This window comes from Acinetobacter pittii ATCC 19004 = CIP 70.29 (genome assembly GCF_000369045.1).
Taxonomy (GTDB): Bacteria; Pseudomonadota; Gammaproteobacteria; order Pseudomonadales; family Moraxellaceae; genus Acinetobacter; species Acinetobacter pittii.
On record NZ_KB849797.1, the window covers coordinates 299,757 to 316,361 of the forward strand.

At 40.9% G+C, this 16,605-nt stretch carries 11 protein-coding genes; 8 read left to right on the forward strand and 3 right to left on the reverse strand.

Annotated elements, in window-relative coordinates; all coding sequences use genetic code 11:
• Positions 1-26: 26 nt before the first annotated feature.
• Both recB and F928_RS20060 read right to left on the reverse strand, forming a co-directional pair.
• Positions 27-3,725: a UvrD-helicase domain-containing protein gene (gene recB, locus F928_RS20055; protein ID WP_005079303.1), complete on the reverse strand. Its 3,699-nt coding sequence runs from the start codon at positions 3,723-3,725 to the stop codon at positions 27-29.
• Between the two features lie 3 nt (positions 3,726-3,728).
• Positions 3,729-7,364: an exodeoxyribonuclease V subunit gamma gene (locus F928_RS20060; RefSeq protein WP_005079305.1), complete on the reverse strand. Its 3,636-nt coding sequence runs from the start codon at positions 7,362-7,364 to the stop codon at positions 3,729-3,731.
• A 169-nt stretch (positions 7,365-7,533) separates the two neighbouring features.
• Between F928_RS20060 and F928_RS20065 the strand changes: the two genes are divergently transcribed.
• Positions 7,534-8,040: a hypothetical protein gene (locus F928_RS20065; protein WP_005079307.1), complete on the forward strand. Its 507-nt coding sequence runs from the start codon at positions 7,534-7,536 to the stop codon at positions 8,038-8,040.
• Positions 8,041-8,062: 22 nt separating this feature from the next.
• Here the strand turns inward: F928_RS20065 and F928_RS20070 are convergent, their stop codons facing one another.
• A complete protein-coding gene (locus F928_RS20070; RefSeq protein WP_005079309.1) occupies positions 8,063-9,481 on the reverse strand; it encodes a polyphosphate:AMP phosphotransferase in 1,419 nt (472 codons plus the stop codon).
• Between the two features lie 209 nt (positions 9,482-9,690).
• On the opposite strand from F928_RS20070, the gene F928_RS20075 reads away from it, so the two are divergent.
• The 7 genes from F928_RS20075 to hisIE all read left to right on the forward strand — a co-directional run bounded on the left by F928_RS20075 (position 9,691) and on the right by hisIE (position 16,605).
• The gene (locus F928_RS20075; RefSeq protein WP_005079311.1) at positions 9,691-10,398 is read left to right on the forward strand and encodes a DUF8198 family protein; all 708 of its coding nucleotides are present in this window, start codon (positions 9,691-9,693) and stop codon (positions 10,396-10,398) included.
• Between the two features lie 147 nt (positions 10,399-10,545).
• Entirely contained in the window at positions 10,546-11,493 is a 948-nt protein-coding gene (gene ubiE, locus F928_RS20080) for a bifunctional demethylmenaquinone methyltransferase/2-methoxy-6-polyprenyl-1,4-benzoquinol methylase UbiE (RefSeq protein WP_005079312.1), read from the forward strand.
• 11 nt (positions 11,494-11,504) lie between these two features.
• Complete coding sequence (locus tag F928_RS20085) at positions 11,505-12,173, forward strand: ubiquinone biosynthesis accessory factor UbiJ (RefSeq protein ID WP_005079315.1); 669 nt, start codon at positions 11,505-11,507, stop codon at positions 12,171-12,173.
• Positions 12,174-12,185: 12 nt separating this feature from the next.
• Positions 12,186-13,805 (forward strand): ABC1 kinase family protein, encoded by a 1,620-nt coding sequence (gene ubiB, locus F928_RS20090; RefSeq protein ID WP_005079317.1) that lies wholly within the window; start codon positions 12,186-12,188, stop codon positions 13,803-13,805.
• Positions 13,806-13,930: 125 nt separating this feature from the next.
• Positions 13,931-15,244: an FAD-dependent oxidoreductase gene (locus F928_RS20095; protein WP_005079320.1), complete on the forward strand. Its 1,314-nt coding sequence runs from the start codon at positions 13,931-13,933 to the stop codon at positions 15,242-15,244.
• Positions 15,245-15,270: 26 nt separating this feature from the next.
• A complete protein-coding gene (locus tag F928_RS20100) occupies positions 15,271-15,657 on the forward strand; it encodes a VOC family protein (protein WP_005079321.1) in 387 nt (128 codons plus the stop codon).
• A gap of 174 nt (positions 15,658-15,831) precedes the next feature.
• The gene (gene hisIE / locus F928_RS20105) at positions 15,832-16,605 is read left to right on the forward strand and encodes a bifunctional phosphoribosyl-AMP cyclohydrolase/phosphoribosyl-ATP diphosphatase HisIE (protein ID WP_002156965.1); all 774 of its coding nucleotides are present in this window, start codon (positions 15,832-15,834) and stop codon (positions 16,603-16,605) included.

The window sequence follows — 16,605 nt, forward strand, 5'->3', positions numbered from 1 at the left end:
AAAATTACATACTTTATCAGCATTTTTCATGCAATTTTATCCTCAGCAAAATACCCTAAAATGGCATCAAGACGCAGAATAAACTCAATGCTAGGCTGCCAGTAATAATAGCCCTGCTCAGCTTCACCATTCATACCACGTAAATAAAGATAAGTTGCCCCACCTAAGTGTTGCTCAATTTGGTAATCCTGCATTTTGACTTGCAAATAGCGATGTAATGCAACGAGATATAGACCTGCTTGTAGCCAATAACTTGCTAAAGACATGCTTTGGGCAATGCTATCGCTACGATAATCTACAAGATCATCACCTAAGTAATTACTTTTATAATCGGCAATGTGGTAACGCTGCCCATCAAAATAAACCAAATCGATAGAACCGTTGAGGTAACGTGCTGAGCGAGCCTCAAGTAATTCCGGCATATTCAAACCATACTCAGCGAAAAGCTGCTGAATACGTGTCATCGCTAGAACCCGATCTGACAACGCCAAATAAAAAGGAAACTCTGACAAATACTGCTCTTGTTGAAGCTGATTTAGTCGGAAACCTTGATAAAGCGGTGTTCGCAAAATATCTTTCAGCCACTCTGCAACTGACTGGTAAAGCAGATGCTCGGCATCTTCTTGCTCTGGGAAGCTCTCGTTATATTTATTAAGTAAATCTTGCCAAAGACTACTATAGTCATTTTTAAAACGACGACGTATTTCACTTACCCAGTCATCTGAACATTGAAAATCGATATGCTCAAAGATTTCATGCAAGAAATTACCGGCAAGCGTTCCTCGCGGAAAGTTACTCTTTATCCAGTCAATCGGCTGAGCACTGATTTCTTCAGCAGTGTTGATCAAATCCAGCTCATCTTCTGCTAATACCGCATCATTGCTCTGACTCGCCAATAAATCTGTGCCAGCCTTATGTTTTAAATGCTGTGCCAAGTAACTGAAACTGGTTTTACCTCTCGAATAAAAACGTTGTTCCGGAAACCGTTGTGCTTGTATTTCAATAATACTTGTTTGTTTGGCTAAATGAATTGCCTGTGGAATCTGCTCCAAAACCATTTCATCCGTACAGCAACGGTGTTGAAAAGGCTCAGTCCTATTTTTCCAAAATGCGAGACCTGATACTGACTTGCCATCAAGATCTTGTAAAAGTGCATAGACGCGGTGGCTTGCTCGCGTTAAAGCGACATACCAAAGTCGATTCTGTTCAGCGAGCGCTCGTTCTTCGTGCTGCTTAAGTTCTATTTCATTCAAATAAGTCTTGTCAGCAATCGCAACGACACGTTGAGTCAAAGTCTGGTTTGAGTCTAGTTGGACAATATCTTGGGTCGAAAAATTGAGTGTTTTATTATTTTCTCGAAAGGGCTTGTCTGCACCTAGTAAAAATACAATCTTAAATTCCAGCCCTTTTGACTGGTGAATGGTCATGAGCTGAACACCAGCTTCACTCGACAATTTACGTTCTAGCTCCCAATCACGGTCAAGAGGAGAACGCAACTGTTTGAGATACCAGTGATAAAGGTTCTGAGCACCTGAGTATTTTTCACTGTGCTGACTCAGAATTTCAGTTAAATGACGCAAGTTCACCACAACCCGTTCATTATCTTTACTTTGAGCTGCAACCAAATTTTGCCATATATCAAACTGGATGAGACATTGTTGCCATGCCACTAAAAAGCCTTGAGCGGACCACAACTCTCTAATCGTGTCAAAACCAGTCATAAACTGGCTTAACCCTTCGGCTGTCTGCTCAAGTTGCAAGAGTTGTTTTAAATCCATGGCAAATAGACGGCTAATCAAAGCTCGCTTCACTTTTGCCTCATCGTAAGGATGAAGTATGGCGGTCAGCAAAGCCCCCACGTCTTGAGCAATCGTACAATCGAAAACACTTCGTTTTGATGGCCTGTTAACCCGAATTCCTAAACGCTCTAGCTCAAATTGAACTTTATCGAGGCCATCATGATTACGAGACAATACCGCAATATCATCTTCGTTTAAGGTTTGAGTCTGAGTATCTTTTTGAAAATATAGTTGTCCAGCATGTGACTGGTTAAGTAGATCTCGAATCTTCCATGCAACTTGCTGAGCCTCTGTTTCTTTATCTTTGAGCATTAACCAGCGCAAAGGGTAAGGATTATGATTGTTCTGCTCAATCAGTACAGGATGAGGTCGAGTGCCCGCTCGAATTGGGTCATATTGAACCTCTTCACCAAAATCAATTTGTCGTTGAAATAAGGCGTCGACCACATCAACCAGATCAGCAACAGAACGATGGTTATGAATTAACTTATATTCACGACCATGTTTGGCTTGAATATCTTTATAGGCATTTAAAAAGGTGAGCATATCCCCACCACGGAAGCCGTAAATCGCCTGTTTACGGTCACCCACCATAATCATGCAGCCTTTTTGGTAGCGCTCCGGATGACGCCAAATGCTCGCCAGCATATCGTCTTGATCTTGGTTAGTGTCTTGAAATTCATCGACCAAAATTAAGGGATAACGCGCTTGAACAAATACAGCAAAACGTTGCCCCTGCTCACCTTTTAAAGCTTCTGAAAGTGTACGAATTTGCTGAGAAAAAGTAGTTTCACCTTTATTTTGCAAAACCTGAGGTAAGCGTTTTTTAACCTCTACACATAAATAGGCCTTTAAAAAAATATGAAGCTGGTCGAACTGCTCGGCGTAGTTTTTTAACACACCAAATAACTGCTGAATCTGTTGAATACAAGGATGTTGATAGAAACCATCTGAAATTTCAGCAGGGCATTTCTTGAAAACTTTTTGATCGGCAAGTTGACCTAAAAACTTAAAAACAAGTTCTCGTTGTGCGGCTAATGACCCATCAAAAACCAAAATGCTGTCGCTTTGCTTTAGAACTTGTAGTAGCTGCGGTAAACATTCACTAAATAGTTTATTAAATGCCCCATTTCTAAATACTGTCCCGCTCACATGTTTATAGTGCTCGCCATCAAGCAAGTAATATGCTTCTAAAAGACTGATATCAATTTCTGTCGCTAATTGTTTGAGCTGCGTAAGTTCTTCAAATTGAATGGTTGGTTTTTCGGGAAGTTTAAAATGAGCAGAACTAAAGTTAAGTGAGTCTTCAACAAGTTTGACAAAACTATCGACACTCTTGAGTTCACCAGCCAGATACAATGCATCAATCACGGTCTGAGGTTGAGACTGTATCCATTCACGTAAAACATCATGAATCAGTTGTCGACTATAAGTTTTAGCATCATCGGTAATTTGAGCGCGTTCAATTTTGCCACTCTCAAAGGCAAACTCACGTAATAGTTTTTGGCTAAAGCTATCGAGTGTTCCGACAAATAACTCGTCTAACTGATCTATAACCAATTTTAAACGTTCACACGCATAGGCAATACGCGTCGCAAAATGCTTTAGAATATGCTGGAGTAATAAGTCAGGTTCTTGCTCTGCCTGCGTAAGTAATTCTTGTTCTGTAAAACTACGCTTGGCATCTAAATAACGGTACGTTTCAACCAAACGTGCACGAATACGGCTTTTTAACTCAGCAGCAGCAGCACGGGTAAACGTGGTCGCAATGACTTGTCTAGGCAAGTATTTTTCAAGAAAGATACGGACCATCAAACTTGATAAGGTATAGGTTTTTCCTGTACCTGCCGAAGCTTCAATTAAGTGCAAGCCACTAAATTCAATATCAATAATAGGTTGATAAGACACCTGTACTCTTGAGTTCATGCCTTACTCCGAATGTTGAAATTGAAAAACCGGATGATACAAATCATACGCAAACTCATCACAAGCATGTTGAAGCAAAGCTTGCGCATCTTGTTCTTGTAAAATAAAGCTCCAGTCTTGATGCAACTTACAAGCTTCATTTTGAGTCATATCCATCGTGGTAAATGACCCTGTTTCATTCCAGTATTTTAGCAGCTCAGCATAGCTCTTCTCATCCAGTTTTGCTTTTTCTGTCTGATTTGTTGTTTCCCACTGATATGCTTTAGCTTTTTCTAATGGCTTTAATAATAAGGCTGCTGGTAAAACCAATGGTTGTTGCTGTGCATGGCGCCAGATTTTAAACCATGGTTGTAAATATTGCCGAGCTTGCTCAGAACTAATCCCACTACAAATCACAGTTTGATCGCTAAAAACCACAATACGGCGCTTTTCGGCTCCTGCACTACCCTCATTCAAATAAGCTAACCAGAGCAGATATTCTAACCAGACTTTAGCACGTCTTTTTGCGCGAGCGCTTGAAGGTTCCATACTCACCCAGTCCCGAGTTTCAGACTTCGGAACGGTAATATTCATATGAAGCTGTTTAGCAATTCGCCAAATACGCTGAGTTGTTTGTGTCACTGCTGGTGCATAATGGTGAAGGCGTTCAAGTAAACATTCTTGCTCAAAAACACCTTGTTGCCATGCGCTATATTTGACTTTACCGACAGGCAACTGATCAATTAATACTTCAGGTTGTGCTTGCTGTTCAGATTGTTGTAAAAAATGTCGGATCGCATAGCGCCCTAAACCATCTAATAATAAAGGTTCATTTTGGTCGAGCACTCCGACACTTCCTAAGTTTTCTACCCCTAAAGTTTTCAAATATAATCGTGCAGGGAATGTTACATCCTGTATCCACTGCTGGCTTTCTAAAACCAGTGTGTCAGGTATTTGTAGCGGATAGGTCGTGTTCGCCCAAGGCTGACGGTTTCCTGAGACTTGCTGAATTTGTGAAGCGACCTTAAACCAGTGATCTTGATAACGAATAACACGCTTCTCTACAGTAAAACCTTTCGGGTCAAAGGGCTGTAAATCATGGAAGTGATGGAGTTGTTTTAGCTGTGAAGGTATCTCAATTCCTTCAATAACGACACTTTCAGGTTCACCATCTTCAGCTTTCACAATCAAGGCAAGATGTTCACGGAACTCTTGAAGAATACTGGAAGGTTCGCGCACCTCGCCATCGTTCACATCAAAGCCGTTATAAAACAGCCATAAATTTTCTTGGGCTAATAATAAAGCATCTAAAAAAGCACCTTGATCATCTTCAAGTCGAGAGCGATCACCTAACTGCTGGCGCAGTGCATCCATCAAATCAAATGGAACATGGGTATCGCGGTTTGGAAATTGCCCTGCATCAAGATTTAGCATGACCATTAAACGATAAGGTAACGGTCGAATGTGTCCAATTTGGGCAAAGGTAATTTGCCCTGTCGGTTCAGCTTGTGCACTTTGGCTTTCTAATGTCCGTTGAATTTCTTCAATAATATAAGGCAGAGGCAAGGTAATTTTGCGCAAAGTTCCTGTTTCTGTCTCGGCGTAATAACTTGCGAGGGTCAACATTCGCTCTTGTTTCTTAACAATTTCCCGCACAGCTTTTAGAGCAGCAACACCGACCTGCTCAAATTCAACAATATCTTTGCTCAGCACTTGGAGCCAATATTCAACGGTATAGACTTTCCCCTGCTCATGCAGAGTAAGCCAATCACGGCGCTCATTCAAATCCTGATAAATCTGAATGAGTGTACCCACCAACTCGAAATCGCTCGGTTGAACTTTGGCATAACTCAACACCTGATTAAATGTTGCATGCACAGGCACAGCAATGCCAAGGGCCAATCGCTCTAGGGCAAATTTAAAACTATATCGATAATCATCATCACCCTCACACAAACTGCGCTTGAGATGCTCTGCATCAAGCCCTCGTTTAAAGCCTGCATCGGCAAGCAAATTTAAAATTCGCTCAACCTGAACATATTCAAGTTCATAACGTTGTTGAGTCGCATGCAAACTTAACCAATCAGCAAAATCATCAAAGCTAAAACGCCCCTGCATCAGTTGAATACGCCCAATTACTGCACGCCAAGCATTCAGTGCATCAAGTGATGCAACACCTGCAATCTTTACTGGCAAATGCACACCCTGCTCAGTGGCAGTAGCAGGAAATACACTTCGAATTAAAGGCTCTATGTCGGCCAAATTAGGAACTAGAACTAAAATATCGTTTGGACGGCGCGGCTGTTCATGCGGTTTAGCCAACCAACAGATTAATTGCTCTTTTAATACTTCAAGTTGACGTAGAGTCGAATGACAAACATGAATCTGAATAGAGTCATCATCGGAAGCAAGCTCATATTGTTTAGCTTGAGGCTCCACTAAATGCAAAATATCTGACTGAACTTTACCAAGCAGACTTTCAGGGAAATCATCCACAAAAGCGTCAACCCACTTACCCTCTTCACCCGTAGATAAATTCGATAATAAAGAAAAGTGATCGCGGGCTTGTTTACCCAATCGGGTTAAAAGCGGATGTCTGGATTCACGCGCTTCAGCATTAAAGTTGAGTGTAAATTTATTAAAGAAATCACTAATTTCAGCATCAGTAGCCTTTGGATTTTTCGCAATAAAACGCTCTTTTACCCCTAAGTCATAACGCTGTTTCCAGAGTGGATCGACACTATCGGCCCAATATTCTTGTGAAGGGTTATAGTGCAAAATCAGTACATCAACGTATTGGCCTAAACGGCGCAAGAACTGTAACTGGCTTGGCGGCAAATCTAATAACGTAAAGATCACCACCTGATTAGGTAATCTTGAAATAGCACGCTTACTGCGGTCTGGATGATCTAACTCTTGCCAAAACAATGCATCAATTTGCTGCATCTGCAAAAAGTCATCATGAAAATGTTGTTGCCATAACCAACGCTGCCAACGTTCTAGCTCCTCAGTTTGATGTAATGCAAAAGCAGTCACTTCTTCATCTTTTTGCACAATATATTTTTCAATATCGAGTGCTCGGCCCTGCCCCCAAGCAGACAACCAGTTTTCCGGACAGGTACAACTATTTTCACAACCACGCTGACACTGCCCACGATAAATCATATAGTTACTAAATAGATCGGCAACCTGCTCAGCGACCCAGTACAGCATTTTTTGTTTTTTTAATTGTTTGTCTATGCCTTGTTCGAGTCGATCTGCGCTGTCATAAATACGCTGGACAATAGAATGTAAAGGATGCGACGAATCTATACTTATCGTGTCTGGTTGAATGAATTCGTGCAAAGCTTGATGCACCCGCCATTTAAAAATTAAACGTGGGATGTTCGCTTTACGAACCTGTTCTTTATGCGCAGTTAAAACTTGCTGGTAGGCGTACCACTGGAAGCCGCGTACCCGTTGGTGAAACTGGTAATTAGCACTCATGCCTTGCTGTTCTGCAAGTTTTTGTATCAGCCACTGCTCGACCGCAGGACTTGGAACAATAAAATGCTGGGTTTTCAAAACCTGTAATGGATGCGTTGAAGCTTGAGATGTAGACGTCAATACACCTTGCAACAACACATCAATACGTTGACTTTGAATAACATGAATCCCCATTTATTTCATATCCTGCTTGCATAATTTATGCACAAAATCATAAACATTCATTACTATACAACTGAATCTGACTATGTCACGTTGGTTTAAACACAGCATAATTTAACTTTAGGTGTCACTTACACTTGGTTTAAATGACGCCCTCAAGAAACTTATACAGGTAGACATTATGAAAATTGACAAGATTCCTGACTATATTGATCCTAGCCTAAATCTGGAACAAATTCGCGATGAGTGTCATGATCTCATCAAAAAAAGAGCTTACGTCTCAGCAGGAGCGGCAATTGTACCGATTCCTTTTTTTGACGTGGCAGTCGATTTGGGAATTTTGTCGTACCTTATTCCAGATATCAATTCCCGTTTTGGCTTAGCACCTGAACACGTGAGTGTCTACGACCCGAAAACTAAAACAATTCATTGGGATGAACTACGTAAACGCGGTTTTGAATTTTCAGGCTTTGTAGTAGCGCGTACTACAGTTAAAAAAACATTTAATGGCTTTCTTGGCAAAATCGTAACGAAACAGGTGACTAAATTTATACCACTAGGTGGGCAAATTGTAGCAGCAAGTTTGGGCTATTTCATGATGAAAAAAATAGCAGAAACTCATCTGAATGATAGTTATAACCTTGCAAAACGTATTCAGCAAAAAAGCCGTAGCACTATTGTAAATTAATGTTTGCCTTGTAGCTGAGAGCTTAGTCTGCTCTCAGCTGTTTTAAAATGGCCTTCAACACTTCTAAACGTGCCGTATATTTATCATCGGTTGCGACAATATACCAAGGTGCATATTCAGTACTAGTTCGCTCAAACATATCTGCGGCCGCTTTTAAATAATCGTCCCACTTATCACGATTACGCCAATCCTCTGCGGTAATTTTAAAGCGTTTATGCGGTGTTTCTTCTCTGGCCTTAAAACGCTGCTCTTGCTCATCTTTACTAATCGCCAGCCAAATTTTTACTACAATCGTTTGACTATCAAATAAATCTTTTTCAAAGCGGTTTATTTCATCATAGGCACGCTGCCATTCTAAAGGTGAAGCAAAACCTTCGACACGTTCAACGAGTACACGTCCATACCATGTCCGATCAAAAATCGTGATTTTTTCGGCCTCATTAATGCGGTTCCAAAAGCGCCATAAGTATGGATGACGTGCTTCAAAACGTTCAGGTGCTCCAATACAGTGAATATCATATTCACGCGGGTCTAGGTTTTTAACGATTCGCTTAATGGCCCCACCTTTACCAGCTGCGTCCATGCCTTCAAAAGCAATGACGACATTGCGTTGATCAAAACGCATGGCATCGGCAATTTTTTTACTCAGTTTATCGAGTTCTTTTTTATATTCTGCTTTTTCAAGTGGTTCGTTAGAAGGGTTTAATAAACTCTCTGGAATTTTAGCTTGCTGCCATTTTCCTTTAACTTCGGTTTCATGCTCTGGAAGTTGACGCATGTGTTGTAAAAGGTATTGCGCAAAAAACTGATCACGCTGCTTTTCATCTTCGCCATCAATAATGTACCAATCGTCGGTAAAACGACGACGTAACTTTTGCAAAGTGTCATATTGTTTTTTATTACGCCAGTCTAAGCCATGGAGCTTATGCCAATGCTGTTCAGATGGATCTATCTTGTCTAAACGTTTTTGCAGTGATTTCCATGACAGATCGAACCAGACTTTGACCACATCGACATAGTTGTTTTTTAAATCTTGCTCAAATGCCCGCATATTTTCAACGTAAGCATCAAAGCGTGCTTCATCCAAAGGTTCAGACACGTGCGTTGCCGTGACGAGCAAATCGCTATACCAGTTGCCAAACATCACCACAATTTGCCCTTCAGTCGGAATGAACTCCGAGTAAGATTGCCAAAATGCTTCTGTATCTGTCAGCACACGTGGCGCGTCTGCTTTGACTCGTAAATATCGTGGATCTAGCCATTCACGAAGTTGCTTAACAGCCTCGCCTTTTCCAGCCAACTCAATACCACTCATTAATATTAGTGTGCTCTTAGCGTTGGGTTTGCCCCGACTTTCTTTTAACGCATATTGTGCTTCAATCAAATCGACTGAAAGCTGTTCTTCATCACGAATCTCAAATTTTGGTTGTTGTTCACTCATAGTCCACGGCTCTAATCTTTTATTGTTTAATTTCGATGATCTTTAACTTATGCGCTTAAATGATGAATTGCTATACAAATTATGTCATTGTGCCAAAATTCTGTTTAAAAATTGACGCATGAATCATTTTTTTTACATCTACTCGCCATAGTACAAGGTTACAATGCCTTTTATGATTTTTTGCAAATAGCCCAATATTAGAGCCTTAAATGTCTAAACTCGCTGCTTTTGATGATCTTTTACAACAATATAAAACATTTAATTATCACGATAATCCAGTACTTGCTCAGCGTTTGCAAGATGTACAAACATGGTTAAAAGAGCGGATGAAAGATACGCATCATGACTTTTTTAATCTGCCAGCGCACAAGCTCATGTCAGAGTACTTTTTAAATCGTTTATATGGTGGCCCAGAATTTGATGCTCTTGCAGCTCAAATCGAGCGTTTACTAAAATATGCCCATAAAGCAGAAAAAGTCTTACCTGAGAATGCAATTAAAACAGGTACTAAATCAGTAAGTTTGGCTGTACTTGCAACCCAACTTGATGAGCAAGTAGCAATGCAACTTCTTGAGGACTATCCGGCAGATACAGTATTAACTGATGAGATTATGCGTTTAACCTTAATCAAGCTTGATCAGGCCGAAGCTCGTTATCAACAACTTGCTCTTCTTGACGATTTAGGTGCAGCACTCGATAAATACATGCGTTCATTTATGATGTTTACTGCTTTTAAAATGTGTAAAGGTATTGCCCAAAAATATCACTTCGAATTGATGTATGATTTCATTCAAGATGGTTTTAGTGCGATGAAACCGTTAAAATCAGCCGAGACCTTTATTAAGACTTTTACTGAAAAAGAACGCCAGATTATTGAAAATGTACATTCAGGGCATCCGAATCCGTTTAGAGTGTGATAAGGTCGGCACATAGAAAAACTCAACCTCGCGAAGTTGAGATTTTATTCATTATATTTGCATGATGATGCCTGTAAAAATAGACAAAATCTGTCATCATGCAGAACTTATTCCGTTTCACTTGAGTTTGAGTCTAGGAGAGACAATATGTCTAACGAAAACCAAAAGCCAACATCTCCAACTGAGCAGGCACAAAGTTCAGACAAAGTTAGCCCATTCCTAAACTCACCTTTACCTCAAGGTACTCCTCAAGGGCAACAACAAACTTTACAGCAAACCTTAACAGACACACCTGTGAATGGCTCTGTACCTAAATACAATTTACCTCGTGGTGCTGGTAATACTGGCAACGTTGGTGAAACAACACATTTCGGTTACTCAACAGTTAGAACTGAAGATAAAGCACAAAAAGTTGCAGAAGTTTTCCACTCAGTTGCAAGCAAATATGACTTGATGAATGACTTGATGTCATTTGGTATTCACCGTTTGTGGAAGCGTTTTGCAATTAACATGTCTGGTGTTCGCCGTGGTCAACACGTGTTAGACATTGCTGGCGGTACAGGCGACTTAGCAAAAGTATTTAGCCGTGAAGTTGGTCCGCAAGGTCATGTTGTACTTTCAGACATTAACGAATCTATGCTCAATGTTGGCCGTGACCGTCTAATTGATGCAGGCTGTACCAATGTTGACTTCGTTCTTGCCAATGCTGAAACATTAGAACCTTTTGCAGACAACAGCTTTGACCTTGTAACCATTAGCTTTGGTTTACGTAACGTGACAGATAAAGACGCAGCACTTGCTTCTATGTTCCGTGTGTTAAAACCAGGTGGCCGTTTACTGATTCTTGAGTTTTCTAAACCTGTATTTGAGCCATTCTCAAAACTTTATGACCTCTATTCATTCACCGCTTTACCGATTATGGGTAAATTGGTTGCGAATGACTCAGAAAGCTATAAATATTTGGCTGAATCAATCCGTATGCACCCAGACCAACGCACCTTAAAAGGTATGATGGAAAATGCTGGCTTCCAGAACTGTGACTATCACAACCTTACTGCTGGTATCGTTGCCGTTCACCGTGGCTTCAAACTGTAAGGGATAACGATATGTGGTCGATTCTGGCACTCGGTGCAGTCGAACGTATCATTCATCATCTGATCGATCTGGATGCGGTTACTCGCATTCAGTTTAATCAGTTACAGGGCAAAATGTTGCGTGTTGTGATTGATAGCCCGCAGCTTTCTGTCGATGTGTTCTTTGACCAAGAAAAAGTACGTCTTGAACCTACCGTAACAGGTCATAGTGAAAAGCCTTCTATTTTTGAACAGCGTCCTTTTGATGCCCAATTCAAAATTTCTGAAGCAACTGCAACTTTGCATGTTAAAGATGTCGTTGAACTGATTAAATTATTGGTCAGCGATCCAGACCAGATTGGGAATATCCCGCTCCAAGGTGATTATCACCTATTACAGGATATTCAAAAAATTATGCAGCAAGCTGAACCTGATTTAGCTGCGCATTTATCAAGATGGGTGGGTCCTCAACTCGCTCATGAAATTGGTAAGATTCAACTTGCACCAAAACATTTAAAACGCTCGGTGCAAAGCCATCTGTTTTTTGCTGAAGATGCCTTAAAAGAAGATAGCGGCCTATTTGCCCCTCGCTGGGAAATGGACGACTTAACTCAAGCAACTCGCAAGCTTAATCAAGACATTGACCGTCTTGAAGCAAGATTGCAGCAACTCAATGCACAACTACAACCCTCTCAAGACTAGGTAAGACTTTATATGATTCCGCACGTTTCACGTTTACTCGAACTTTGGCGTATTGCAGCGCACTATAGACTCGATACGTTGTTCCCTGCGGATGAATTACCAGTTAAAGCTCAGCATGCATTAAATATTATTAAAATGCATCCAGCTGCATGGTCGAGTCGTGAACGTAAAAATCCTTTAAAGCTTAAAGAAGCTTTAGAAGATATGGGACCACTTGCAATCAAGCTTGGTCAATTACTGTCTACTCGCCGTGACCTAATTCCACCTGAGGTACTCGCTCAACTAGTTTTACTTCAAGATCAAGTAAAACCTTTTGATAGCAATGTTGCCAAACAACGTATTCAAGATTCTTTAAAAGCAGACGTAAATACTCTATTTGCCCGCTTTGATGACCAACCATTAGCTGCTGCTTCAATTGCACAAGTACATACAGCGGCACTGCATGATGGCCGTGAAGTTGTTGTTAAAGTTACTCGTCCGGACATTCGTAGCCAGATTTTACAAGACTTTGAAATTTTAGCTTGGCTAGGCAACACCTTAGAAAGTCGCCTAGAAGCTGCTCGTGCGTTGCATCTCACCGAAATTATTCAAGACTACCGCCAGATCATTTTAAATGAACTGGACTTGAGTATTGAGGCAGATAACACCCGTCGTATGCGCCATTACTTCACTGGTTCAACCATGATGTATGTACCAGAAGTCTACATGGACACCAAAGATGTCATGGTGGCTGAGCGTATTACTGGTGTCCCTATTTCAGATACGGCAACCTTTGACCGTCTAGGCATGGACCGTGCACAACTTGCAGAAAAAGGATTAACCATTTTCTTTACGCAAGTATTCCGCGATAACTTTTTCCATGCCGACATGCATCCCGGTAATGTCTTTGTAGAAACCATTAATCCAAGCAATCCACGCTTTATCGCACTGGACTGTGCGATTATGGGAGAGCTATCTAAACACGACCAGATGACAGTTGCCCGTATGTTGCTTGCTGTCATGAACAGCAACTTTATGCAGCTCATTCAAATTGTGCACCAAGCTGGCTGGATTCCACCGGGTACAGACCAAGATGCTTTAGCACGTGAGATGCGCCGCACTGTTGGGCCAATGGTATCTAAACCAATGGACCAGCTTGATTTTGCGGGTATCTTAATTCAAGTGATGGATATTGCTCGACGCTTCCATCTTGAGATTCCGCCACAGCTCATGCTGCTACTCAAAACTTTAGTGCATGTAGAAGGCCTAGGGACTGACCTTTACCCGCAGCTCGACATCTGGAAATTGGCAAAACCAATTTTGACGGAATGGGTCAAATCCAACATGAATCCAGTCAAAAATGTAAAAGAACTCGGCCAGCAATTACCTGACCTGCTTTTAGGCGCTCAAGATTTCCCAAGCTTAATTATTGATAGCTTAAATGGTTTAAAAAATCAGTCGGCTTGGCAAGACCGCCAGTTACGCGAAATTCAGCAACTTCGTTTGCAAATGGAACATCAGCAACGCCGTAGCTGGATGTTCGGCAGTACTATGCTGATTTTACTGACTATTGCAATTATTAGCCCTTGGTTTGTTTCGATTATTCTAATTGTGCTGAGTAGCTTATTAGCGCTTTGGCGTATATTGAAATAAGTTCAAAATCCCTTGCCAGTGCAAGGGATTTTTTTTATGGAAAAAATTTAATTTTCAAAAAATTTATAGATCAGCTATTCGTTCATTGCTAAATTGAAGCTATAAATGCTTCAAAAGAACAAACAATGAAAACACCTCATTTTGCCATTATCGGTGCAGGTACAGCAGGTTTAGCCACTGCTATTTTGCTTGCCCGCCAAGGCAATAACGTTACTATTTTTGAACAAGTTGATGAGTTATCTCCGGTAGGTGCCGGTTTATTACTACAACCTGCGGGCTTAGCTGTATTTGAACACTTAGGTGTGCTCGAAAAAGCCTTAACATTAGGCGCAAGAGTAACAGGCCTAGAAGGACAACTTCCAGACAAGCGCCTTTTAGTTAATAGTCATTATCACGAAGCATCAGCAAACCTCTATGGTCTAGGTATACACCGAGCCACTTTGTGTCATGTACTCACTCAAAAGCTTAGCGAGTATTCAAGCCAGATCACTTGGCATATGAACCATTCTGTTGAAAGTTTTGAAGAACATAACAATGAAGTTCAGCTATTCGGCAGTCATCAAAACCAAAAGTTTGATGCTTGCTTTGATAGCCTACTCATTGCCAACGGTGCACGTAGCCAGTTACGCCCTCAAGCATGGGTAAAGGTTGACAAAGCTTATCCTTGGGGTGCGGCATGGAGTATCGTACCTGAGTGCCAAGTTCTCGATTCTGAAATTCTGCATCAATTTTATGATCGCTCGAAAATTATGATGGGAATTCTTCCTACAGGAGCGATTCCAACTGAACCTCAACAGCGCCTTTCAAGTGTTTTTTGGAGTTTACCTACACCACAACTACAAAGCTTTTTACAAGATGAGCAGGCTAAACAAGCTTGGTTAAAGCAAGTCTCAGAACGTTGGCCCAAAGTTGCAGAATGGCTGAAAGAAATTTTGTATAACAGTCAAACTCAGCCTAAATGGCTATCTGCAAACTACCGCGATGTCGTCCTGACTCAATTTGGTCAGGGTCGAGTTGGGGTGATTGGCGATGCCGCTCATGCAATGAGTCCACAGTTAGGTCAAGGTGCAAATATGGCATTATTGGATGCTTGGGCTTTCTCTCAATCATTGCAACATGCTCAAAAAAACCAGAATATTGATTGGTCCCTGCTCTGGCAGCACTACCACCAGCTTCGCCGCTCATCCACCCAGTATTATCAATTCCTTAGTCGCTTATTAACACCACTTTATCAGTCTGATCATTGGTGGGCTGGAGGTTTAAGAGATTTAGTTTTTCCGTGGATGTATCAAATCCCTTATTTTCGAAAAGAAATGGCAATTACAATTTCAGGCTTAAAAACAGGGCCATTCCAACAACTTGATTATGATCAAGTCGCTCAATTGCCTAAAGAAAACAGTGCATTTCATTTAGAAAGCCAATCTTTGTCTGACTATTAATCCCACCAAATAATAGTGATTAACACATGAAAATCAGCCATCTTGATCATCTTGTTTTAACCGTCTCAAATATTGAAACTACCTGTCATTTCTATCAAACCATATTGGGGTTTGAAGTCATCACGTTTAAAGGTAATAGAAAAGCTCTAAAGTTTGGAAATCAAAAAATAAATTTACACCAGCAAGGCAACGAGTTTGAACCGAAGGCATTACAGCCGACTCCCGGATCTGCCGACTTGTGTTTTATTTCAGACACTCCCATTTCAGAAGTGGTTGCACACCTTAATCAATTAAATATTCAAATTGAAGAAGGTCCGATTGAGCGTACTGGTGCAATGCATCCTATTCTTTCAGTTTATATTCGTGATCCAGATCAAAATTTGATTGAGATTTCAAATATCCTCACGCCTTAGTCATTTGAATAAGATACAGATTGGTAAGTGTTACAAGCTATTCATTACGCTAGCAAAGACAAAAAGGATAAAGAATTTTTCCGCAAAGCGACGTTGATGCCGTACACTATACGAGCTATTTTTTAGCATCAGATTGAAATCAATTTATAGTTCATATTTCTTTGGTGATTCCTCATGAATAACACGCAATGGCTCGATGAAGTAAAATTTAACGAACAAGGTCTTATCCCTGCCATTGCTCAACATCATCAAACCGGACGTATTTTGATGGTGGCGTGGATGAACCGTGAATCACTTGCGCTCACAGCAGAAAAAAATCAGGCTGTTTATTTCTCTCGCTCTCGCCAAAAACTTTGGCATAAGGGTGAAGAATCAGGCCATTTCCAAACGGTTTATGAAATTCGTCTGGACTGCGATGGTGATGTAATCGTATTACAAGTTGAGCAACACGGCGGTATTGCATGCCATACAGGTCGTGAGTCTTGTTTCTACCGTAAACTTACCCCACAGGGCTGGGAAATTGTCGATGCACAATTAAAAGACCCTACTGCAATTTATGGCGATAAAGCCAAAACTGAAAGCCACGATCATGCTCACACCACTGAACAAGTGGATGTACTTGCTCACTTAGGGCAATTGATGCAAGAGCGTAAGCAAGCTGAAGCGGATACGTCATATGTTGCAAGCCTTTATAAAAAAGGTATCAATAAAATCTTGGAAAAAGTCGGTGAAGAAAGCGTAGAAACTATTATTGCTGCGAAAGACTACGCTGCTCAAAATACAGAAAGTAATTTAAATGACTTGATTTATGAAACTGCCGATTTGTGGTTCCATAGCATTGTCATGTTGGGTTATTTCGATCTTAATCCACAACTTATTATTGACGAATTAGCTCGTCGTCAGGGTTTATCTGGTTTAGTTGAAAAAGCTAACCGCAACAAGGTTTAA